This window comes from Aeromonas rivuli, from assembly GCF_020149575.1.
Lineage (GTDB): Bacteria > Pseudomonadota > Gammaproteobacteria > Enterobacterales > Aeromonadaceae > Aeromonas > Aeromonas rivuli.
In genome coordinates this window covers 3,974,761-3,994,850 of record NZ_CP079742.1, presented here as the reverse complement: position 1 = coordinate 3,994,850, position 20,090 = coordinate 3,974,761, and the positions used below count along the sequence as shown (strand labels likewise).

General features: G+C 61.6%; 22 protein-coding genes and 1 pseudogene. 9 read left to right on the top strand and 14 right to left on the bottom strand.

The window, feature by feature from the left end; genetic code table 11:
- Nucleotides 1-55 precede the first annotated feature (55 nt).
- Nucleotides 56-436 carry a hypothetical protein gene (locus KYK33_RS18345; protein ID WP_224431446.1) on the top strand — a complete coding sequence of 127 codons (381 nt, stop codon included), beginning with the start codon at nt 56-58 and terminating at the stop codon, nt 434-436.
- A 79-nt stretch (nt 437-515) separates the two neighbouring features.
- On the opposite strand, the gene KYK33_RS18340 is transcribed toward KYK33_RS18345, so the two are convergent.
- Nucleotides 516-1,298, bottom strand: coding sequence for a substrate-binding periplasmic protein (locus KYK33_RS18340; RefSeq protein WP_224431445.1), 783 nt, complete (start codon nt 1,296-1,298; stop codon nt 516-518).
- A 70-nt stretch (nt 1,299-1,368) separates the two neighbouring features.
- Complete coding sequence (locus KYK33_RS18335; protein WP_224431444.1) at nt 1,369-2,454, bottom strand: hypothetical protein; 1,086 nt, start codon at nt 2,452-2,454, stop codon at nt 1,369-1,371.
- 211 nt (nt 2,455-2,665) lie between these two features.
- Between KYK33_RS18335 and KYK33_RS18330 the strand changes: the two genes are divergently transcribed.
- Nucleotides 2,666-2,980: a DUF1496 domain-containing protein gene (locus KYK33_RS18330; protein WP_224431443.1), complete on the top strand. Its 315-nt coding sequence runs from the start codon at nt 2,666-2,668 to the stop codon at nt 2,978-2,980.
- A gap of 328 nt (nt 2,981-3,308) precedes the next feature.
- Here KYK33_RS18330 and KYK33_RS18325 read toward each other — a convergent pair whose 3' ends face one another.
- Nucleotides 3,309-4,757, bottom strand: coding sequence for a catalase (locus KYK33_RS18325; protein ID WP_224431442.1), 1,449 nt, complete (start codon nt 4,755-4,757; stop codon nt 3,309-3,311).
- Nucleotides 4,758-4,917: 160 nt separating this feature from the next.
- Between KYK33_RS18325 and KYK33_RS18320 the strand changes: the two genes are divergently transcribed.
- Together KYK33_RS18320 and KYK33_RS18315 are read left to right on the top strand one after the other, a co-directional pair.
- Nucleotides 4,918-5,409: a GNAT family N-acetyltransferase gene (locus KYK33_RS18320; RefSeq protein WP_224431441.1), complete on the top strand. Its 492-nt coding sequence runs from the start codon at nt 4,918-4,920 to the stop codon at nt 5,407-5,409.
- A complete protein-coding gene (locus tag KYK33_RS18315; RefSeq protein ID WP_224431440.1) occupies nt 5,406-6,266 on the top strand; it encodes an AraC family transcriptional regulator in 861 nt (286 codons plus the stop codon). Before KYK33_RS18320 ends, KYK33_RS18315 begins: the two co-directional genes overlap by 4 nt.
- Nucleotides 6,267-6,311: 45 nt before the next feature.
- Here KYK33_RS18315 and KYK33_RS20215 read toward each other — a convergent pair.
- The 3 genes and pseudogenes from KYK33_RS20215 to KYK33_RS18305 all read right to left on the bottom strand — a co-directional run.
- Nucleotides 6,312-6,410, bottom strand: a pseudogene (locus tag KYK33_RS20215) (EamA family transporter); the annotation flags it as partial.
- A gap of 17 nt (nt 6,411-6,427) precedes the next feature.
- The gene (locus KYK33_RS18310) at nt 6,428-7,333 is read right to left on the bottom strand and encodes a DMT family transporter (RefSeq protein WP_224431439.1); all 906 of its coding nucleotides are present in this window, start codon (nt 7,331-7,333) and stop codon (nt 6,428-6,430) included.
- A gap of 123 nt (nt 7,334-7,456) precedes the next feature.
- Nucleotides 7,457-7,897, bottom strand: coding sequence for a DUF2214 family protein (locus KYK33_RS18305; RefSeq protein WP_042044383.1), 441 nt, complete (start codon nt 7,895-7,897; stop codon nt 7,457-7,459).
- Nucleotides 7,898-7,999: 102 nt separating this feature from the next.
- On the opposite strand from KYK33_RS18305, the gene KYK33_RS18300 reads away from it, so the two are divergent.
- Nucleotides 8,000-9,583 carry a sensor domain-containing diguanylate cyclase gene (locus tag KYK33_RS18300; protein WP_396021368.1) on the top strand — a complete coding sequence of 528 codons (1,584 nt, stop codon included), beginning with the start codon at nt 8,000-8,002 and terminating at the stop codon, nt 9,581-9,583.
- A gap of 105 nt (nt 9,584-9,688) precedes the next feature.
- On the opposite strand, the gene KYK33_RS18295 is transcribed toward KYK33_RS18300, so the two are convergent.
- From KYK33_RS18295 to KYK33_RS18270, 6 genes are all read right to left on the bottom strand, one after another.
- Nucleotides 9,689-10,360 carry an HAD family hydrolase gene (locus KYK33_RS18295; protein WP_224431438.1) on the bottom strand — a complete coding sequence of 224 codons (672 nt, stop codon included), beginning with the start codon at nt 10,358-10,360 and terminating at the stop codon, nt 9,689-9,691.
- 85 nt (nt 10,361-10,445) lie between these two features.
- Nucleotides 10,446-11,453, bottom strand: coding sequence for an ABC transporter ATP-binding protein (locus tag KYK33_RS18290; RefSeq protein ID WP_224431437.1), 1,008 nt, complete (start codon nt 11,451-11,453; stop codon nt 10,446-10,448).
- A 6-nt stretch (nt 11,454-11,459) separates the two neighbouring features.
- Nucleotides 11,460-12,236 carry an ABC transporter permease gene (locus KYK33_RS18285; RefSeq protein WP_224431436.1) on the bottom strand — a complete coding sequence of 259 codons (777 nt, stop codon included), beginning with the start codon at nt 12,234-12,236 and terminating at the stop codon, nt 11,460-11,462.
- Nucleotides 12,229-13,128 carry an ABC transporter permease gene (locus tag KYK33_RS18280; protein ID WP_224431435.1) on the bottom strand — a complete coding sequence of 300 codons (900 nt, stop codon included), beginning with the start codon at nt 13,126-13,128 and terminating at the stop codon, nt 12,229-12,231. The genes KYK33_RS18285 and KYK33_RS18280 overlap by 8 nt, the downstream gene beginning before the upstream one ends.
- The gene (locus KYK33_RS18275) at nt 13,128-13,961 is read right to left on the bottom strand and encodes an alkaline phosphatase family protein (RefSeq protein ID WP_224431434.1); all 834 of its coding nucleotides are present in this window, start codon (nt 13,959-13,961) and stop codon (nt 13,128-13,130) included. The genes KYK33_RS18280 and KYK33_RS18275 overlap by 1 nt, the downstream gene beginning before the upstream one ends.
- Before the next feature lie 9 nt (nt 13,962-13,970).
- The gene (locus KYK33_RS18270; protein ID WP_224431433.1) at nt 13,971-15,032 is read right to left on the bottom strand and encodes an ABC transporter substrate-binding protein; all 1,062 of its coding nucleotides are present in this window, start codon (nt 15,030-15,032) and stop codon (nt 13,971-13,973) included.
- A gap of 187 nt (nt 15,033-15,219) precedes the next feature.
- Between KYK33_RS18270 and KYK33_RS18265 the strand changes: the two genes are divergently transcribed.
- A complete protein-coding gene (locus KYK33_RS18265) occupies nt 15,220-15,945 on the top strand; it encodes a UTRA domain-containing protein (RefSeq protein WP_224431432.1) in 726 nt (241 codons plus the stop codon).
- A gap of 285 nt (nt 15,946-16,230) precedes the next feature.
- On the opposite strand, the gene KYK33_RS18260 is transcribed toward KYK33_RS18265, so the two are convergent.
- Nucleotides 16,231-16,995 (bottom strand): helix-turn-helix domain-containing protein, encoded by a 765-nt coding sequence (locus KYK33_RS18260; protein ID WP_042044375.1) that lies wholly within the window; start codon nt 16,993-16,995, stop codon nt 16,231-16,233.
- A gap of 401 nt (nt 16,996-17,396) precedes the next feature.
- Nucleotides 17,397-18,296 (bottom strand): LysR family transcriptional regulator, encoded by a 900-nt coding sequence (locus KYK33_RS18255; RefSeq protein WP_224431431.1) that lies wholly within the window; start codon nt 18,294-18,296, stop codon nt 17,397-17,399.
- Nucleotides 18,297-18,553: 257 nt separating this feature from the next.
- Here KYK33_RS18255 and KYK33_RS18250 point away from each other — a divergent pair, with 257 nt between their 5' ends.
- From KYK33_RS18250 to KYK33_RS18240, 3 genes are all read left to right on the top strand, one after another.
- Entirely contained in the window at nt 18,554-18,886 is a 333-nt protein-coding gene (locus KYK33_RS18250; RefSeq protein ID WP_042044373.1) for a hypothetical protein, read from the top strand.
- A gap of 29 nt (nt 18,887-18,915) precedes the next feature.
- Entirely contained in the window at nt 18,916-19,602 is a 687-nt protein-coding gene (locus KYK33_RS18245) for a pirin family protein (protein ID WP_042044372.1), read from the top strand.
- A gap of 85 nt (nt 19,603-19,687) precedes the next feature.
- On the top strand, nt 19,688-20,080 hold the full coding sequence (locus KYK33_RS18240; RefSeq protein ID WP_042044371.1) for a DoxX family protein: 393 nt from the start codon (nt 19,688-19,690) through the stop codon (nt 20,078-20,080).
- Nucleotides 20,081-20,090: the final 10 nt, after the last annotated feature.

The following is a 20,090-nucleotide window of genomic DNA, read 5'->3' as shown; positions in this document are numbered from 1 at the left end:
TGCCTACTATTGGCAGCTATCCTCACTCTCCATGCAGCAACTCTTGGGATCTCATATGAAACAGTTCGGCTTCTATCTCGGCATCGGCCTCGGCGTCATCCTGGTACTGTTCGGCAGTATTGTCATCTGCCAGGCTCTGCCAGCGGCGCTGGATGTACTAGAGATGCCAAGTCGTATCCCCTTCGTGCGCGAGGTCTACACCTGGCTGATGAGCAGTGCCAATGGCTTGACCGGCCAGCTGGAGCAGAACTTCCTGGAGGCATTCCAGACGGTGCTCAAGCTGATACTGCTGATCACTTTCATGTGGGTCTGCGTCAAGCTGGTCAACATGGGGGTGCTCATCATCCGCGCCGGGGTGGATCTGATCCGTACCGCCATCGAGCACAGCGGAGCTGCGGCCAACAAGGATAACGAGCAGGACAACCTCTACAAATAACCCTGGTCGGTGCAACGAAGAGGCCACCCTGGGGTGGCCTCTTCGCTTATGGTGGGTTGGCGGCCGGATTGAGCGTACCTCACTCTATTTCCGGCAGTCGTTCATGGGTGCTCGGGTTCAGCATATCTTCGTAGCGGGCCTGCAGGGCTTGAAAAGCCGGACCCTGGCGCACCCGGTCGAGGGCTTGTTGCAACAGTGCCACTTCGGCCGGATCCACGGCGGGATTGAAGGCGAAGCAGTTATCCTGCTCGGCCAATACGGCCACTGTGACGAACTGCCGTGGCTCATAGCCAAGCTGGCGGATCTGATAGCGCAACATGGTCTCGTTACCTGCGACCAGATCGGTGCGGGCAAGCAACAACTGGCGTACCACCAGATCCATGCGCGGCACCGTCATCAGCTGGGCCGGTGGCATGCCGCGGTTGAGCAGTAACTGCTCGCCCACATCGGCCTGCATGGCTCCTATCTTCAGGGTGAGCAGGTCGGCCCTGTGGCGGATCCGGGGCAGGTGATCGGCCCTGGCCATCAACACGATGCGCGAGCGGCTGATGGGGCAGACCCATTGCAGGTGGTGGGAGCGGGGCAAGGTATGGGCCGTGGTGAGCAGGACGGCATCGGGCTGCTGAGTCAGCAGATACCAGGCCTTGGACCAGGGCAAGAATTGGATGGGCGCTTCCTCTTGCCCCAGCTCCTGCCACATCAAGCGCAATAACTCTATGCTGAAACCGCTACTGCGGCCCTGTTCATCGACGCCATTGAAGGGCAGATTCTGCTCGGAATAGTAAGTCAGCGCCGCGGCTGGCGTGCCAGCCAAGGCGGCCAGCAGCCCGAGTGAGGCAAACAGTTGCATCATGAGCGTCATCCCCGCGCCAGTTCCTTGACGAAGAGTGTAGATCCGGGCGCTGTGCTCTGGGGGTGAGTGCCAGGCAGCATCATTTCAACAGGTTTTCCAGCTCGGCTTCGGCGGCCGCGCGGGCAGCAGCCTGGGGATCCTGAGTCGGCAGCGCACCGCTGACGGCCTTGCTGGCGCTGTCGGTCACGGCGTTGCTCTGCTCACTGACGGCCTTGCTGGCACTGCCGGTGACGGCGTTGCTCTGCTCACTGATGGCCTTGCTGGCACTGTCGGTGACGGCTTTGCTCTGATCGCTGACGGCCTTGCTGGCGCTGTCGGTCACGGCCTTGGTTTGATCGCTGACGGCCTTGCTGGCGCTGCCGGTGACGGCTTTGCTCTGCTCGCTGACGGCCTTGCTGGCGCTGTCGGTGATGGTTTTGCTCTGATCGCTGACGGCCTTGTTGGCACTGTCGGTGACCGCCTTGGTCTGATCGCTGATGGCCTTGTTGGCGCTGTCGGTGATGGCTTTGCTCTGATCGCTGACGGCCTTGCTGGCGCTGTCGGTGACGGCTTTGCTCTGATCACTGATGGCCTTGTTGGCGCTGTCGGTGACCGCCTTGGTCTGATCACTGATGGCCTTGTTGGCGCTCTCTGTTACCGACTTGCTGGCACCCTGCACGGCACCATCGAGCGCCGCACTGGCGGAGCCGGTCATGGCCCCCTTGAGGGCATTTGCACTGGTATGCTGCCAGCCATCCATCTCGCTCGGCCAGCTTGGCGTCATCTGACCCAGTTGTTCGCCAAAGACCTCGACCACATCCCCCTTGAGCAGCTTGACCGCCATCTGGTTGGTGTCCGAGTTCCAGACCAGACCTGCCTTCTGAGCCATGTCGGGCACCGGGGTATAGCGGGATACCACATAGAAGAGCGGACCCTCTTGCTGCAGCTCGCCAGCGGTCTTGAGCAGGGCAACGGTGGTGTCATAGTTGGGGCCGAGCAGGGCCGTCATCCTGTCCTTGATGAGGGGCTGTTCGAACAGGTTGACCTCATTGGGATCGAAGCCAACCAGGGGTTTGAGGAGGGCCCACATCAGCTGGCTGGAGGGGCCCATCAGCAGCAGGGGGGCGACACAGGCGGATAACATCAGGCTCAGGCAAGCGGCCTTGAGGAAGGTCATGATACGCATTAGGAGAAAATCCAGATAACGATTTGATAACTAAGGTAATCTAGGCCTCGTCATGGCCAGGTTTCCAGGGGTTGTGGCGGCCACTTCCTGTACAGGCAAGCGGGGCGCTGGCAGGCTACCATAATGGTTCCGGAATACCAGCTGGCCCACTACTTATTAATCAAGTTTTCCCCCGTTCTGGTCGCCTGCAAGGGGTAACCAAGGAGTCGTTATGAAATCAGTCGGCATCATGCTGGCCCTGTGGGGCCTGAGTACAGTGGCGGTGGCCGAGCCCTTGCGCCATTCGACCCGGGTGGGCACGGATCTGCTGCTGCCACTGGGCTCATTGCCGGAGCGAGTCTGCTGGTTTGCGGATCAGAAGTATTCCCTTGGCGCCCAGCTTGAGCAGGGGGGATCCTGGCTGGTCTGTGCCCCCATCAACAGTCAGGAGAGCAATGGCCCGCTGGCTTGGCGCTCCGTGCAACAGCAGCCGAGTGACGAGGCGCTACCCGATGCACAGATTGAGCGCATTCAGACCCCTCGCTGAGGCTTTTCTTGATCCAGTTAAAGACAGGGGCGGGATGGCTATCGCATAATGTGCCCTCGCTCACAATTGGCATGGGACCCAAGACTATGGCTCGTCGCTCTTCTAATATTCAACGTCGTCGCAATAGTTGGTGGTACAAACGCCTGTTGGTCAGGGAGCGGGAAGAGCGCGAAGCGCGGTCCGTTCGGGATTGAGACAGATTGATGAGAAACGGGAACCCCAGGGTTCCCGTTTTTTATTTATCTCTCGGTGGCATGGGCGCTGAATATTGGGCGTCATTGATGGAAGCGGGGCCTGCAGGCCCCGTTTTTACTTTGCTGCCTGCGGCTCAGCGTTGCAGGGCGGCCAGGGCCAGCTCGACCCGCTTGGCGTATTCGGGATCGGCCTGCTCGAAGTGTTTGAGCTGGGCCGCGACTATGGCGTCATCCTCCACATGGATGAGAGAGCGCGCCAGGTTGGCGGCGAGGCGAGCACGCTGCCCCTCGTCCATGATGCGGAACAGGTTGCCCGGCTGGCTGTAGTAGTCGCTGTCATGGTCACGGAAGTCATGGTGCAGGGCGGCCCCTTCCAGACTCAGGGCCGGTTCGTGCTGCTCGCTCGGCTGCTGGGTGCCGAAGCGGTTCGGCTGGTAGTTGGGGCTGGCGCCACCGTTGCTGTCCGCGCGCATGGCGCCATCACGATGGGCGCCGTGGTGGAAGGGGCAGCGCGGGGCGTTGACCGGCAGCAGGCCGTGGTTGACGCCGAGGCGATAGCGCTGGGTGTCACCGTAGGAGAACAGCCGCCCCTGCAGCATGCGATCCGGCGAGAAGCCGATACCGGGCACCACGTTGGCCGGGGTGAAGGCGGCCTGCTCCACGTGGGCGAAGTAGTTGTCCGGGTTCTGGTTGAGCTCCAGCACGCCGACCGGGATCAGCGGATAGTCGCTGTGCGGCCACACCTTGGTAAGGTCGAACGGGTGGATTTTGTAAGTCTGGGCTTCGGCCTCCGGCATCACCTGCACATAGACCTTCCAGCGCGGGAAGTCGCCCCGCTCTATGGCGTTGAACAGATCCGCCTGGCTGGTCTCCCTATCCTGCCCGACGACATCGGCCGCCTCTTCATCTGTGTAGAAGCTGTGGCCCTGCTCTGTCTTGAAGTGGAACTTGACCCAGAAGCGCTCATCGGCCGAGTTGATAAAGCTGAAGGTGTGGCTGCCGTAGCCGTTCATCTCCCGCAGGCTCTTGGGGATGCCGCGATCGCTGAACAAGATGGTGACCTGATGCAGGGATTCCGGGTGGCGTGACCAGAAGTCCCAGGCGGCGGTGGCGCTGCGCAGGTTGGTGCGCGGATCCCGCTTCTGGGTGTGGATGAAGTCGGGGAATTTCAGGGGATCGCGAATGAAGAAGACGGGGGTGTTGTTACCCACCAGATCCCAATTGCCCTGCTCGGTATAGAACTTGAGGGCGAAGCCGCGCACGTCGCGCTCGGCATCGGCGGCGCCCTTCTCACCGGCCACTGTGGAGAAGCGCAGGAAGACAGGGGTCTGCTTGCCGACTGTGTTGAAGAGATCCGCCTTGCTGAATTGGCTGATGTCGTGGGTCAGGGTAAAGGTGCCGTAGGCGCCGGAGCCCTTAGCGTGAACCACTCGCTCGGGAATACGCTCGCGGTCGAAGTGGGCGAGTTTCTCCATCAACCAGATGTCTTGCATCAGCACCGGGCCGCGGGGGCCGGCGGTGAGGCTGTTGTTGTTGTCGACGACGGGGGCACCGTTGGCGCTGTGCAGAGTCTTGTCAGTCATGGGGCATCTCCTTGTGATGATGGAGGCACGATACGGCAAGGGGCGCGAGCGGGGCCAATCGGTCAGCTCTAAGTGTTTGATAGGTGGCCCTAATGGAGTTGGCTACGGACACAAAGGGCGCTATTTTGGACGGACGTTCACGGATCAGGGAGGAGAGGGGATGGTTGATATCAGGATTCGTCAGGCTGAGGTCGGGGATGCCCAGGGGTTGCGGGATCTCTATGCCATGCCAAAGGCTCAGGCAGGCACCCTGCAGATGCCCTATCCGACCCTGGCCATGTGGCAGAAACGGTTGGCCGAGCGTAGCGGCTACGGCCTGGTGGCCATAGTGGATGAGCTACTGGTCGGCGATCTGGGGCTCTGGCTCGAGCCGAATCCACGTCGTCGCCATGTGGCTGGCATCGGCATGGGGGTCCGGGATGACTGGGCCGGCCGCGGGGTGGGCTCGGCCCTGCTGGGGGCGGCGGTGGATCTGGCGGACAACTGGCTCAACCTGCAGCGGCTCGAGCTGACGGTCTACAGCGACAACGCGGCCGCCATCGCGCTCTACCGCAAGTTCGGCTTCGAGCAGGAAGGTTGCTCACCCGCCTATGCGTTTCGTGAAGGGCGCTTCGTCGATGCCCTGCATATGGGGCGGGTCCGTCTGTCATGATCGACTATCGCGAGCGCCTGACTCCCGTGCTGCGGGCGCTGGAGCAGGAGCCGGATCTCTCCATCGAGGAGCTGGCGAGCCGCGCCTGCCTCTCCCTCTATCACTTCCACCGGGTGTTCACCGCAGTGGTGGGGGAGGCGCCGGGGGAGATGTGCCGGCGGCTGCGCATGCAGCGGGCGGCCTGGCAGCTCTGCTACACGGATGCCAGCGTCACCGCCATCGCCCTGGGGGCGGGGCTCGCCAGCTCCCAGGCCTTTGCCAAGGCGTTTCGCCGTCACTATGGCTGCACCCCGGGGGAGTTTCGCCGTGACAAGGGCAAGAACGGACACCATGAGCGCAAGGATGGACACGCATGGAACGACCCCCTCCCTTATGCTGAAGGCCACTCATCAGCAAGGAGCAACACCATGAAAACCGTCGAGATGGATGCCCGCACCCTGGCCTATATCCGGGTCACAGGCCCCTATGGCGAAGGCTATGACGCCGTCTGCAACCGCCTGCACCAGTGGGCCGCGCCCCGCGCTCTGGAAGGGGGGGAGTGGATCTTCATCTACCATGACAACCCGCAAGTGACACCGCCGGCCCAGTGTCGCACCGACATAGGTGTCACGGTGCCGGTGGGGACCCAGGGGACGGGGGAGGTGGAAACCCAGCTTATCCCCGCCGGGCGCTACGCCCAGTCCCGCTACCTCATCACGGATCGCAACCAGTACGGGCCGCGCTGGCAGGAACACATAGGCGACATAGTGTCCGCCGGGCTGGAGTTTGGCAGCGGCCCCTGCTTCGAGCTCTATCACAGCGTGAGCAACGATCCCCTGCAGGACGATGTCAGCTTCTGCTCCAGCGTCAGGGGCTAGACCGCTCCCGACAGCAACGAGGCGCCCACGGGCGCCTCGTTGCATTCAGGACTGGCTGGGCATCTTGTCCCGGCGGGATTTCCACCACCAGCGCAGCCGGATCTTGTAGATGAGCATGCCCGCCAGCATCAGGTTGCAACCGACCGATGATGACGCGCTCGTCAAGACTGGCTGGGCACCTTGTCCCGGCGGGATTTCCACCACCAGCGCAGTCTGATCTGGGAGAGAAGCATACCGATCAGCATCAGGATGCAGCCGATGACGGCGCGTTCATCGAGGATCTCGCCGAGCAGCAGCACACCACCGATGGCGGCGAACACTGTCTCCAGGCTGAGAATGATGGCGGCGTGGGCCGGATGGGCACCGCGCTGGCCGACCACCTGCAGGGTGTAGCCGATGCCGACCGAGACCAGCCCCGCGTAGAGCAGGGCCTGCCAACCCGCCACGGCACCGCTCAGGGTCGGGGTTTCGATGACGAAAGCCGTGCCAAGACTGAGCAGGCCGCACACCACGAATTGCACCCCGGCCAGACGGATAGGGGCGACCCGGTTCGAGTAGTGATCCAGCACCAGCAGGTGAATGGCCCAGAACAGGGCGCCGATCACCTGCAGCAGGTCGCCATAGCCGATGGTGAAATCATCGGTCACGCTGAGCACATAGAGCCCGACCATGGCGATGAGGGCGCCGACCCAGGTGTTGGCCCCCGTCTTGTGGCGCAGCGCCAAGCCGAGCACCGGCACCAATATGATGTAGAGACCGGTGATGAAGCCTGCCTTGGCGGCCGTGGTATAGAGCAGGCCCACCTGTTGCAGGGAGGCGGCGCAAAACAGCACGCCCCCCGCCAGGGTGCCGCCGATCAGCAGCAGGCGCGGGTTATCCTCAGCGCGAGGTTGCGTCGGTTGACGGGATTTTAGCCACCAGAGCAGGGGCAGGAGCGAGAGGGCCCCGAGCAGGAAGCGCAGGCCATTGAAGGTGTAAGGCCCCATGTGATCCATGCCCAGCCGCTGGGCGACGAAGCCCAGCCCCCAGATGGCGGCGGCCATCAGCAACATCATGTTAGAACGCATAAGGTTTCATCCCTGAAATCAAAAAGTTGAACTTCCTTCCTGTGCCACCATACCGACAGCCATGGCGTTTGTCTTGGCCGAGCTCAGACAGGCCCCTGTGACTGGCTGCGAGTATTGAATGGGTCAGGAGCTGGAGCTATGGGCCAGCAGCGGGATCAGCATCAGCAGTAACAGGTCGATGCGCAGTATCCAGATCACCCACAGCTGCTGTTGCGTCGACACCATGGGAGCCCTGCCCCGCCGCAGGGATTGGCGCCAGCGATAGAAGAGGCGGCTCGGATAGCCGAAACTCAGCGCCATCAGCATGAAGAGCACCAGTTTGAGCCGGTAGCTGGGCAATTGCAGCAGTGCGATTGGGCCCTGAGGCTCTGCGTAGAGTTGCATCAGGCCACTGATGAACAGCAGCAGCAGGGCCAGCGCCGCCAGACCATCGGCGATCAGCAACTTGCGCACCTGCTCGATGGACATGCCGCGCCTGAACAGAAAATACTCGGAGGTGAGGGCGCCGGTGAGCAGGATCAGGGCGCAAAAATGCACCGCGATCCAGTTGTCGTGAGTCAGCATGGCAGCGCAGGTTGTGGGTCAGTGCACATCTCTCTCTTCCTTTGGACGCCGTCGTGACGGGCTGTTAATCTGGCTCAAATTTCCCTGTCACCGGAGTCAAGCTTGAGCAAGTCTCCTACCACCAAAAAGTACTGGTCTCTGGTGAGCCGCATGCGGCTGGGCCTGCTTGTGCTCTTTATTCCCGTGCTGGTGTTGGGGGGCATTTACTATCTGCACATGGCCCGTAGCCTGCAGCAGGAGCTGGAGCAGCGGCTCAGCGCCAATAACAGCCAGCTGCGTGAGAGCCTGGTTGAGCCCTACCTGGCCGAGCTGGAACGACAGTTTACCCTTATCTATGACCAAGTGAAGGCCGGGGATGTCAGCGGCAGTGAACTCGGCAACACCCACAGCTACCGCCATGACTGGCAGCTCTACAAGGGGTTGGCCTCGGATATTATCGCCATCTACCTCGGCACCGAGCGGCGCCTGGTGCTCAGCTACCCGGACTGGGATCATAACCCTGACTATGACCCCCGTACCCGGCCCTGGTATCAACTGGCCTTGGCGCACCCGGGTCAGCGGGTCTGGACCGAACCCTATTACGATTACACCACGGGAAATTTGCTGATCTCCATCGCGAAGACGCTCACCGACGAGCAGGGCAAGATCCTGGGTGTCTTTGCAATCGACTCCCAGTTGCAGCCCCTTTCACTCCTGCTCAATCGGCCCGGTGAAGATGGCTATCAGAGCATCATCAGTGCCTCGGGTCGCCAGCTGGCCCACCCTGATCCCAAGCAGCTGTTCAAGATGATGCCCCATCCCGGTTGGCTCAGGCGCTTTACCGACGACAGGGGGCTCTTCTTCGACGAAGAAAATCGCCAGTTTGTCTCCTACAGCCACTTGCCGGAGCAGGGGTGGGTGCTGGTCAGTGTCAAGCCTGCGGCCAGCCTGAATCAGACGGTGGCCCGCGCCTCCCTCAACGTGCAGCTCATGGTGGTGCTGGCCTCCGTGCTCTACCTGGTACTGGCCATCGTCTGGACCCGCTATTTCAGGCGCATGCTCAACGAGATTGCCCGGATGATCCGCTACAGCCGGCATGATCCCTCTGCGACCCAGGTGGGCAGCATACAGGAGCTGAAACATATCTATGCCGAGCTGGCCGCAACCAGTCAGGATCTTCATGAAGTACGCCAGCTGGCGAACCTCGACAAGCTGACCGGCCTCTACAACCGCCGTTTCTTCGATGACCAGTTGGCTGAATTGCTGAGCGAGAGGGAGCCCTTCTTCCTCGCCATGTTCGACCTCGACGACTTCAAAGGGGTCAACGACACCTTTGGTCACCACACCGGGGACATGGTGCTCAAGCGGGTTGCCACCCTGGCCATGGAGCAGTTGGGCGAGCGGGGCTGGGTCTGTCGCTATGGTGGCGAGGAGCTGGTGGCCCTGCTGACGGGGGAGGATCAGCGCATGATCTTCGCCCTGCTCGACGAGTTTCGTGAGCGGGTAGCCAGCCTGACGTGGCGTGAACCCGGGTTGCGGGTCACCCTGAGCGGCGGTCTGGTGGCCAGTGGCCAGGCCCGGGAGGCCAAGGAGTTGATCGTCGCGGCGGATGCCGAGGTCTATCGCGCCAAGCGGGCGGGCAAGAATCGCTGCTATCAAGCGGGAGAGCCGGCCTCTGACCCCGAACCCCTGCTCAGGCAGGTATAGTCAGGGCCAGGCTGTTTTCGCCGGCTGCTGGATGGAACAAGGAGAGGAGAGCGCTGGCCTCCTCTCCTTTTTCATGGGGCGTCAGGCTGTCTCTGCCCCTGTCCGTTACGGCACCTTTGTCTCGGCGAGTTGCCACTGCAGGCAGGGCCAACCCGCCTGCTCGGCGGCTTGGCGAAGGCGGGGGGCAGGATTGACCCCATGGGGATGAGTCACAGCCTGCAGCATGGGCAGATCGTTGTGGGAGTCGCTGTAACCAAAACTCTCCTGCCAGGGGTCGTCAAGCCCGCCAAACAGCTGGTTGATGCGCGCCACCTTGCCCTCTCGAAAGCTCAGGGTACCCCGGGTCTGGCCGGTCAGCAGGCCTTCCTCTTCGTCGAGCAGGATGGCGATGCAGTGATCCATGCCCAACATGCGCGCCATGGGGGCGACCAGATGCTCGCCGGAGGCGGAGATCAGCACCAGGGTATCCCCCTGTTTTCGATGCCAGTCGATGCGGGCCAGCCCTTGGGGATAGATCCGCTCGCGCAACACCTGCTCGGCAAAGTGCTGGCACTGGCCATCGAGCCAGGCTCTGGATTTGCCCGCCAGGGGTTGCAGGGTGAAGGCCATGTATTGGTGCATGTCCAACTTGCCCTGATGGTAGAGGGACATCATGGCCTGCTCCTCGGCCACCATGCCCGCCGGGGCAAGCTCCTCGGCTACCATGTACTCCAGCCAGAGGCTGGCGGAATCCCCGGCAATCAGGGTCTCGTCCAAATCAAACAGTGCCAGTGCCATCTCGGCTCCTTGCTATGAATACGGGGGGCTGGCGGGGCGGCACCCTGGCCGCGCCACCGCTGAAAAGAGCATGCAAACCCTCGGCTTATGCTACCTCACACAGTTGATCCCGGGCCACCGCCAGGGTGACGGCGCTGCCGACCGGCAGCAGATCCCGGGCCGAGCGGTTGAGGACGTCCACCGTCAGCAACCCGGCCTCGCACGCCACCTGATAGCGGATGATGTTGCCGAGCAACTGCTGGTGGCGTATCACTCCCGGCAGATGGGGCTCGGGAGGGCAGGCCTCCTGAGGCAATAGCGCAATGGCCTCGGGACGCAGTGCCAGCTTGGTGCTGCGTGTTCCCCCCAGCCACTTGTTGGCCTGTTCGGGAGCCAGCAGGTTGTAATGGCCGATAAAGCTCGCCACGAACTCATCGGCGGGCTGGGTGTAGATCTGCTCAGGCGTGCCGCTCTGGACGATGGACCCCTTGTTCATCAGGAACACCCGATCCGACAGGGTCAGCGCCTCCTCCTGATCGTGGGTGACGAAGATGGTGGTGAGCTCGAGGCGCTGCTGGATCTCGCGGATCTGCTGGCGCAGGCTGCGGCGGATGCGGGCATCCAGCGCCGAGAGCGGCTCGTCCAGCAGCAGGATCCGTGGCCGTACCACCAAGGCGCGCGCCAGTGCCACCCGCTGGCGCTGACCGCCGGAGAGCTCCCCCGGATAGCGGCGCTCGAAGCCGGTCAGCTCCACCAGCGCCAGAGCCTCTTTCACGCTGGCCGCCAGCTCCCGCCCCGGCTGGGGCTTCATCTTGAGGCCGAAGGCGACGTTGTCCCACACCGTCATGTTGGGGAAGAGCGCATAGCTCTGGAACACCATGCCGATGCCCCGCTTCTGGGGCGCCTGCCAGGTAATGTCTTCCCCGGCGACCCGCACCTGACCGCCATCCACCGGGGTGAGTCCCGCCAGCGCCCGCAACAGGGTGGACTTTCCGCAGCCGGAGGGGCCGAGCAGGGTCACCAGCTCCCCCTTGCGGATGCCGAATTCGATCCCCTCGAACACCTTGGTGTCGCCGTAGGATTTGTGCAACTGATTGACTTCTAAATGAAACATCTTGGATCACCGATGAAATCTGTTGGCCGCCCAGGTGAGCAGCAGGGTCAGCAGGAAGTAGCTCATCACCAACGCACTGGTGAAGTGGCCCGAGGTGGACCTCATGTTGTAGAGATAGACCTGCAGGGTCTCGTAGCGGGTGCCCACCAGCATGTTGGCAAACACGAACTCACCGAGCAGGAAGGAGAGGGAGAGAAACAGCGCCGCCAGCAGCCCCTTGCGCAGGCAGGGGATCACCACCAGCAGAAAGGCACGGGCGCTGCTCGCCCCCAGCAGATGGGCAGCATCCATCAGATCCCTGAGCGGTACCCCTTGCAGGCTGTTGGCCAGCGCCCGGTACATAAAGGGCAACACGACGGTGAACCAGGTGCCGATCAGGATCCACGGCGTGCCGATAATGGGCAGCGGGCCGTCGGCGTAGATCTGCAGCAACCCCACCGACGAGACCACGGGCGGCACCGCGAAGGGCAGCAGGATCAGCAGGTTCATCCAGGGATCCAGCCTGGGGAAGTAGTAGGCCACCACCAGTACGGTGGGCACCAGCACCAGGGTCCCCAGCAGCAGGGTGGCGAAGCAGACCAGCAGGCTTCGGCCAAAGGCCGCCAGAAAGCGCGGGTCACCCCACAGCTTGAGATACCAGTCGAGGGTGAAGCCATCCGGCAGCAGGGTCGCCCCCCAGCGGGTGGAGATGGAGTAGAGAAAAGTGGCCAGCAGCGGCAGCAGCAGGGTGGCGACCAGCGCTCCCAGCACCCAGCGTGGCCAGCTCGGTTTCAGGTCACGCATGCTGGTTCCCCTTGTTCACATAGCTCTTTTTCAGCAGCCACTGGTTGGCGGCCGTCACCACCCCCAGCAGCACCATCAGGATCACCGCCAGCGCCGCCGCCAGATTGGGCTCGAGGAAGATGTCGCCGGAGACCAGGCTCGCCACCCGTATGGTCACCAGATTGAAGTTGCCCGTGGTGAGGGCGTAGGCGGAGGCATAGGCCCCCACCGCATTGGCAAACAGGATGATCAGGGTGCCGAGCAGGGCGGGGGTGAGCACCGGCAGCGCCACGTGCCACACATACTGCCTCTTGCTGGCGCCAAGCAGGGCGGCGGCCTGGGGCCACTCATCCTGCAGCGCATCGAAGGCCGGATAGAGCAGCAGCAGGGCGAGGGGGATCTGGAAGTAGGTGTAGATGAGGATAAGGCCAGACCCCGAGTAGAGGTTGAAGCCGTCGATCAGCCCCCAGGATTTCAGCAACAGGGTGACGGCACCGTTGATGCCGAGAATGATGATGAAGGCGAACGCCAGCGGCACCCCGCTGAAGTTGCCGGTCATGGTGACAAAGGCCAGCAGCAGCCGTTTGACCCGCTCGCCGCTGTGGCGCAGCGCCGCCGCCCCCAGGGTGCCGATGGCAAGCCCCCCTAGACTGGCGATGCCGGCGATGCGTAAGGAGTTGGTGAAGGATTGCAGGTAGAAGGGGGAGCTCAAAATCTCCCGGTAATGGGCGAGGCCCCAGCCATCGGGGGTTTGAAAACTGCCCACCAGCACCCAGACCATGGGGGCGAGCTGGAACAGGATCATCAAGAGGACAAAGGGCAGCAGCACCAGGGCGGGCAGCCAGTGGCGGCGCGCCTGGCGCCGGGTTGCTGCGGGTTGATCCAGCAGGATCTCGGTGGTTGCAGGCATCATCAGTGCACCTCGCGCATAAAGGCCGCCTTGAGCAGCGGGGGAGCCACCGGCTTGTCGTGAGGAACCCTCAGCAGGTCGGCCATCAGGGCGCAGAGCTGGGTCTGGGCGATCACCACCCCATCCGGCCAGTGTTCGACGAAGGCATCACCAAACAGCCAGAGCGGCACGGTGCGCTCTTCGGGCAGAGTGCCGCCGTGGCTGAGATCCTCGTTCATGCCGTGATCCGAGGTGATCACCACCTGATACCCCTCTCCTAGCCACAGGGGCAGCAGATCGGCCAACAGGCTGTCCATCCGGCGCGCCTGATTGCGGTACTGGCGTGAATCGAGGCCAAACTTGTGGCCGGCGTCATCCACTCCCATGGGGTGGATCAGCAGAAAATCGGGATCATGTTGGGTTCTGAGCCACTCGCCATCCATCAGCAGATGGCTGTCGGGGTAGTTGTCATCCCAGTAGAAGCAGCCGTGCTGGATGGGCAGTTGCTCGTCATGGGTATAGCGATCCCGCAACCCCAGCCAGGGGCTCTGGTTGTAAAGCTCGCTCACCCAGTAATAGGCCGCCGCTGCTGTGCCTTTGCCTGCCGCGCGGGCCAGATGGAAGATGGAGTCATGCTGGCTGAGGCGACTCACCCCGTTGTGGGTGATGCCGCTTGCCACCGGCGGCACGCCGGTCAGGATGCACTCGTAGAGGGGCCGGGAGAGTGAGGGCAGGGCAGAGCTCAGGGTCGTATGCAGGCCCCGTCCCGCCTCCACCATGCCGAAAAGGTAGCCCATGCAATGGGCTACCTCTGCTGCCAGGCCATCCACAAGTACCACTATCACCTTGTGTTGCACTGGATCCCCTTACTGCATGTTGATCATGACGGTTTCTTGCCACTGGCGCGGCAGGGCCTTGGAGCTCTGCTCCCAGGCTGCATGATCCTGCACCGGCTTGGCATTGGCATACTGCTCGGCGGGCAGCAGCTTGGCTTTCACGTCATCCGGCAGGGTCACATTGCTGCGGATGGGGCGGGCGTAGCCACGGGCCAGGTTGATTTGACCGGCATCGGAGAGGATGTATTCACGGGCCAGCTTGGCGGCGTTGGGATTCTTGGCCCACTTGTTGATGATGGTGGTGTAACCGGCGATGACGGAGCCGTCGCTCGGGATCACCACCTCAAACTTGTTGGGGTCGATCTGGTCGCGGTAGTTCAGGGCGTTGAAGTCCCACAGCACCCCCACTTCCACTTCGCCCTTCTCGATGTTGGCGATGGTCGGGTCGTTCAGGGAGAGGCGACCCTGCTTGGCCAGCTGGCCGAACAGATCCAGCGCAGGCTTGAGGTTCTTCTCGCTGCCGCCGGTGGCATAGGCCGCCGCCAGCACGCCGTTGTTGGCCTGAGAGGCGACGCCCACGTCACCCAGGGTCACCTTGTAGTCGCCACCCAGCAGGGATTGCCAGCTGGTGGGGGCGGCCTTGACCAGATCCTTGTTGATCAGGAAGGCGATGGTGCCGGTATAGGCCAGCATCCAGTGACCGTCCGCATCCTTGGCCCAGTTGGGAATGTCTGCCCAGGTGGAGGGTTTGTAGGGCTGGGTAACCCCCTGCTTGACCGCAACCGGGCCGAAGGCGCCGCCCACGTCACCGATGTCGGCGGTGGCATTGGCCTTCTCGGCGGCGAACTTGGCGATCTCCTGGGCCGAGCTCATGTCGGTATCCTGATGCTTGATGCCGTAGACGCTGCCGATCTGCTGCCAGGTGTCTTTCCAGTTCGCCCAGCTGTCGGGCATGCCGATGCTGTTGAGCTGGCCTTCGCCACGGGCGGCCTTTTCCAGATCCGCGATATTTTCGGCGGCATAGCTATTGGTTGCAAAAAACGGCTGACTGATGGCCGCGATGGCCAGTGCACTTGCGATCAAGGTTTTCATCATCCCATCCCTCTGGACTAGGTCAGTTAAGGTTCGAGGACGATGCTAGGGGGGGAATGTGACGGTGGCGGGGCGCTTTTGTGGCGATTGGATGACATTTTCTTGCCTGAGCCACTGTCATGGCAGCTTCATCTGGGCGGGATATAAGCGTGGCATTCGATTCGTTGGACTATGCCAGGACAGGCTCGTGACCAGACTGCTCACCAAGAGTGAACAAATTTGCCAGACGCTGCACCGCTACATCGCGAGTGGGCAACTGACGGCGGGCCAGCAATTGCCCGCCGAGCGAGCCTTGAGCGAGCGCTTCGCCACCACCCGCATCACGGTCAAGGAGGCGCTCTCGACCCTGGAGGCCGAGGGGATCATCTACCGGGCCGAGCGGCGCGGCTGGTTCGTGGCGCCCCCCAGGCTCGTCTATGACCCGGTTCGTCACACCCACTTTCATCAGTGGATCGCCGAGCAGCAGCGCAGCGCCGAGACCCGCTTGCTCGGTCAGGGCAGCGAACTGGCCAGCAGCGATCTCTGTCGCTGGATGGCCATCACCCCCTTCACCCCGCTGTTCGGGATCCGCCGTCAGCGCCTCATCGATGGCCGCCCCGTGCTCCACGTCAGCCATCATCTGCTGGCGACCCGTTTTCCTGGTATCGAGAGTCAACCGCTGGCGGGGTCGCTCACCGAGCTCTATCTGCGCGAATATGGCATGGGGCAGGGGGGCGCACGGCTGGAGGTGACACCGGTGGCGGCACGGGGAGAGATTGCGCGGGTGCTCAACCTGGCCCAGGGCAGCCCCGTGCTGCGGTTGGTGCGGGTCAACTATGACCAAGCGGGCGCCTTGATCGACTGTGATATAGAGCACTGGCGTCCCGATGCAATCTGCATCGCGCTGGATACCCGTCCTGTTAGCCGTGGCTGATCGCTGGTTGAGCACTGGCGTCAGCGCCATGGCAATCTGCATCGCGCTGGATACCAGGCCTGTCCGCCATGGCTGATCGCTGGTTGAGCACTGGCGTCAGCGCTATGACAATCTGCATCGCGCTGGATACCCGTCCTGTCAGCTATGGCTGATCGCTGGTTGAGCACTGGCGTCAGCGCTATGGCAATCTGCATCGCGCTGGATACCCGTCCTGTCAGCTATGGCTGATCGCTGGCGTTTGAGGGAAATAGACCTCCCCCCGCAGGGCGAGGTCTGCGCTAAGCCTCATCCGTCGATGTTGGGGATGAGATCGTCGAAGCTCTGGTAACCGCAGTCCGCCAGCTGCAGCGACATGGTGTAGGTCTTGGTGTCTTCCCGTTGGCCGATGGCGGGGCGGTTGAGCTTGAGCTCCTGATGCCAGTACTCCTTCATCCGCTCGATCAGGGCGAACGCCTCGCTCTCGTCCAGATGCAGCTGACAGAGCGCCATGTAGTTGTTCTGTTTGTGCATGTTTTCCACTAGGTAATCACCCAGGACCGACATGGCCTGGCGTGCCTGCTGGCGGGCGAAGCGGCTGTGCTGCTCGAAGTTGATCCGCTCGCTGATGAGGAAATGGAAGCTGTTGTCGATGCCGAGCTGCAGGATGCCAAGCTTCTCCAGCTTGCGTAGATAGAGGTAGCAGGAGGCGTCGGTCAGGCCGTACTCCCGCTTCAGGTCGATGAGGGTCTTGTCACGCCAGAAGATGTTGGCGAGGAAGGCGTAGAGGCCGGGCTCGTTGTGGAAGGACTCATCTTGTTCCTGGGTGAAGACGGCGCGGCGGCTCTGGGCCTCCTGAGTGCGTTCGAGCAGCTCTTCGAATGACAGACCCACCAGATGGCAGATCTCCAACAGGGTATCAAAGGGCAGTGATGGCTTGTTCATCATCCGTTTGATGGTCGCGATGGAGACATTCATCGCCTCCGCCAGGGTCTGATAACGGATCCCCTTGTCGATCAGCGTCTTCTTGAGGGTGTCGAGAATGTTAATGGCCAGGGTCTGGCTATAGGTCATGCGTCATTCCTTTATGTGCATTTGATGAACCGCCAAAAAGTGTACCTTTTCCATGGTTCGGGCTCAGATATTGCCACTTTAAAAAACCAGGAGAAAGCAAGCGGCCGAAATAAGCGGGATGATCTGACCAGTTTGGGGCAAAGGTTGCAGAAAATGACACCGGGCGGTGCACATCCTTCAACTCTGCAACATAGTGCTGGCGAGGAATAACAGTTCGCGCATAATCGAACACGAATCGAATTCGAGACTTTCCTGGTTGCGAAATCGATTGTTTGCTTCCAATTTAAGGGTTTTTTTAAACCGAAAGGTTTTTATTCTTTCCTGGCAAATTGAGCGGATCCCGTCAGGGTTCCGCTTTTTTCTTTTCCCCTAATTTGCCCCTGGCGTCAAGTTGTGACGCATTACGCCTTGGCCATAAACAGCTTGGGGATCTCCCGCACCAGCCAGCTCTTGGCCTTGCCCATGCTGTCCCGCCGCCAAGCCAGCACGACCTGCACCTGATGGCGATACTCGGGGCCTATCACCTTGAGGCGCCCCGCCTTGATGTCCTCCTCGATCCAGTTCAGCGGCATGGTGCCGACCCCGATCCCCGCCAACAGGGCATCGCGCTTCTCGGCCATGGTGCTGACGGTGAGTCTGGGTTGCTTGTCGAGCAGGCGATAGGTGAGGGCGGGTTTGCGCCGCGCCGAGTCGGCGATGGCGATGGCGCGGTAGCGACGCAGGGTCTCGTCCGCCAGGGGCTCCGGCTCCTGATGCAGCGGGTGATCCGGATGGGCGACGTAGAGCATCACCTCCTCCTGCAGCAGTTGGTGTTTGATGCCGGTCAGCATGAGATCGGGATTGAGGGAAGAGATAAGCAGATCGGCACGGCCATCTTCCAGACTCTCCCAACTCCCCGCCAAGACCTCGGCCCGCAGTCGCAAGCGGGTATCGGTCAACTCGGCCAGTCGATCCACCAGCGGATAGAGCGCCTGCACCGGTACCAGGGCATCCACGGCTATGGTGATGTCGGTCTCCCAACCCCGCGCCAGAGCACGGGTCTCCCCCACCAGATGCTCGGCCGCTTGCAATAGCAAGCGACCCTGTTCGAGCAGCATGCGACCGGCCGGAGTGAACCTGGTTCTATGGCCGCTGCGGTCAAACAGCATGGCATCCAGTTCATCTTCCAGTTTTTGCACCGTGTAGCTCAGTGCCGAGGGCACCTTGCCCAACTCCTCCGCGGCGGCGGCGAAGCTGCCCCGTCTCTCTATGGCATCCAGCACCCGAATGGCTTCCAGGGTCAGTGCGCGCTCTTTGCTCATGGGTAACCTTCAAATATTTTGAATATGATCGCCAGATTATCTCGCTAACAACTTAAGCCATACAGGTTTAATATTCAATCATCGCTTGAGCAGGATGGCTCAGTGGCCAAATAAGTGCAGTTCCAGGCTGTGACCCCTTCAAAATGAGGAGGTCAGCTTTCAGTAAAAGAACAACATAATATTTGACGTAGTCTCTTGCATGGAGGCATTGGCCCAGGCCTGACGGCCTATCAATGACATAAAAATCCAAGAGAGAATTGAACATGAAAAACGTAATCAAGATGTTGGCCGTTGCAGGCCTGATGAGTTCCGGTCTGGCCCAGGCCAGCGTGCCAGCTGATTTCAGCGCCACCCCGGGCTCCCTGCTCGTCAACTGGCAAGCCAGCGCTGTCATCGACGGCAAGTCCAACCCCATGCTGGAGGTGCGTGACGAGTCCGGCGATCTGCTGGCCTCTGTCCATGCCGATCTGATGGGCACCCAGCGGGTCAAACTGCCGAGTCGCACCCAGGGCAACCTGACGGTGAGCCTGGGTGACGAGTCCAGTGAGTACCGGATCCCCTTCGGTCTGGGTGATGGTCGCCAGCGTTAACCACAGCTTTATAGCGTAAGGAGCACACCATGATGCAATTGAGAGCCGCAGCAGATCGAGGTCACGCCAATTTTGGCTGGCTCGATACTCACCACAGTTTTTCCTTCGGTCACTACTACGACCCGGAGTGGATGGGGCACTCAGCCTTGCGGGTCATCAACGACGACATGGTGGCAGCGGGTGGCGGTTTCGCCACCCACCCTCACGCCAACATGGAGATCCTCACCTGTGTGCTCAAGGGCACCATAGAACACAGGGACAGCCTGGGTCATGCCGAGCAGATCCCGGCTGGGGATTTCCAGTTGATGAGTGCGGGTTCAGGCATTCGCCACAGCGAATACAACCCCTCTCAGAGCGAACCGCTGCAACTGCTGCAGATCTGGATCGAGCCGAACGAGTTCGGTACGACCCCCGGTTATCAGCAGAAGCGGATAGAAAACCAGCCAGGCATGACGTTGGTGGCATCGCCGGATGGCGAGGCCGGATCCTTCAGCATTCGCCAGCAGGCCCGGGTATGGCGACTGCAACTCGCCGAAGGGGAGACCCTCAAATGGGCATTGCAAGGGCGTCATGGTTACCTGCATATGATTTCAGGGAGCTTGACCGCAAACGGTCTGGCTGCCCAGCCTGGCGACGGGGTACTCAGTCGTGATGAAGATAACTGGACACTGAGCGCCTCCCAAGGGAGCGAGGCTCTGTTGTTTGATCTGCCTTGATAAATAAATCTCGGCGAAATGAATGAGTTAGTAAATCGGTCTTACACTATTAACACTGTGAATTGGTAATCAAAGGAATCTGAAGATGGACAAGATGAGAGATGTGGCACTGCTGGTTGGTCGTATTCTGCTGGCCCTGATGTTTGTGGTCGCAGGCTGGGGCAAGATCGGCGGCTACGCTGGCACCCAAGGTTATATGGAGGCCATGGGAGTGCCCGGTGCCCTGTTGCCCCTGGTGATCCTGCTGGAGCTGGGCGGTGGTCTCGCCATCATGCTGGGCCTCTTTACCCGTAGCATCGCCGTGCTGATGGCCGGCTTTACCCTGATGGCGGCCTTCCTCTTCCATTACCAGCCTGCGGAGCAGATGCAGATGTTGATGTTTATGAAGAACGTTTCAGTGGCTGGTGGCTTCCTGGCCCTGGCGGCAGCGGGTGCCGGTGCCTTCAGTGTGGATGGCCGTTTAGGCAAGTGCTGGTAATACCCTGATA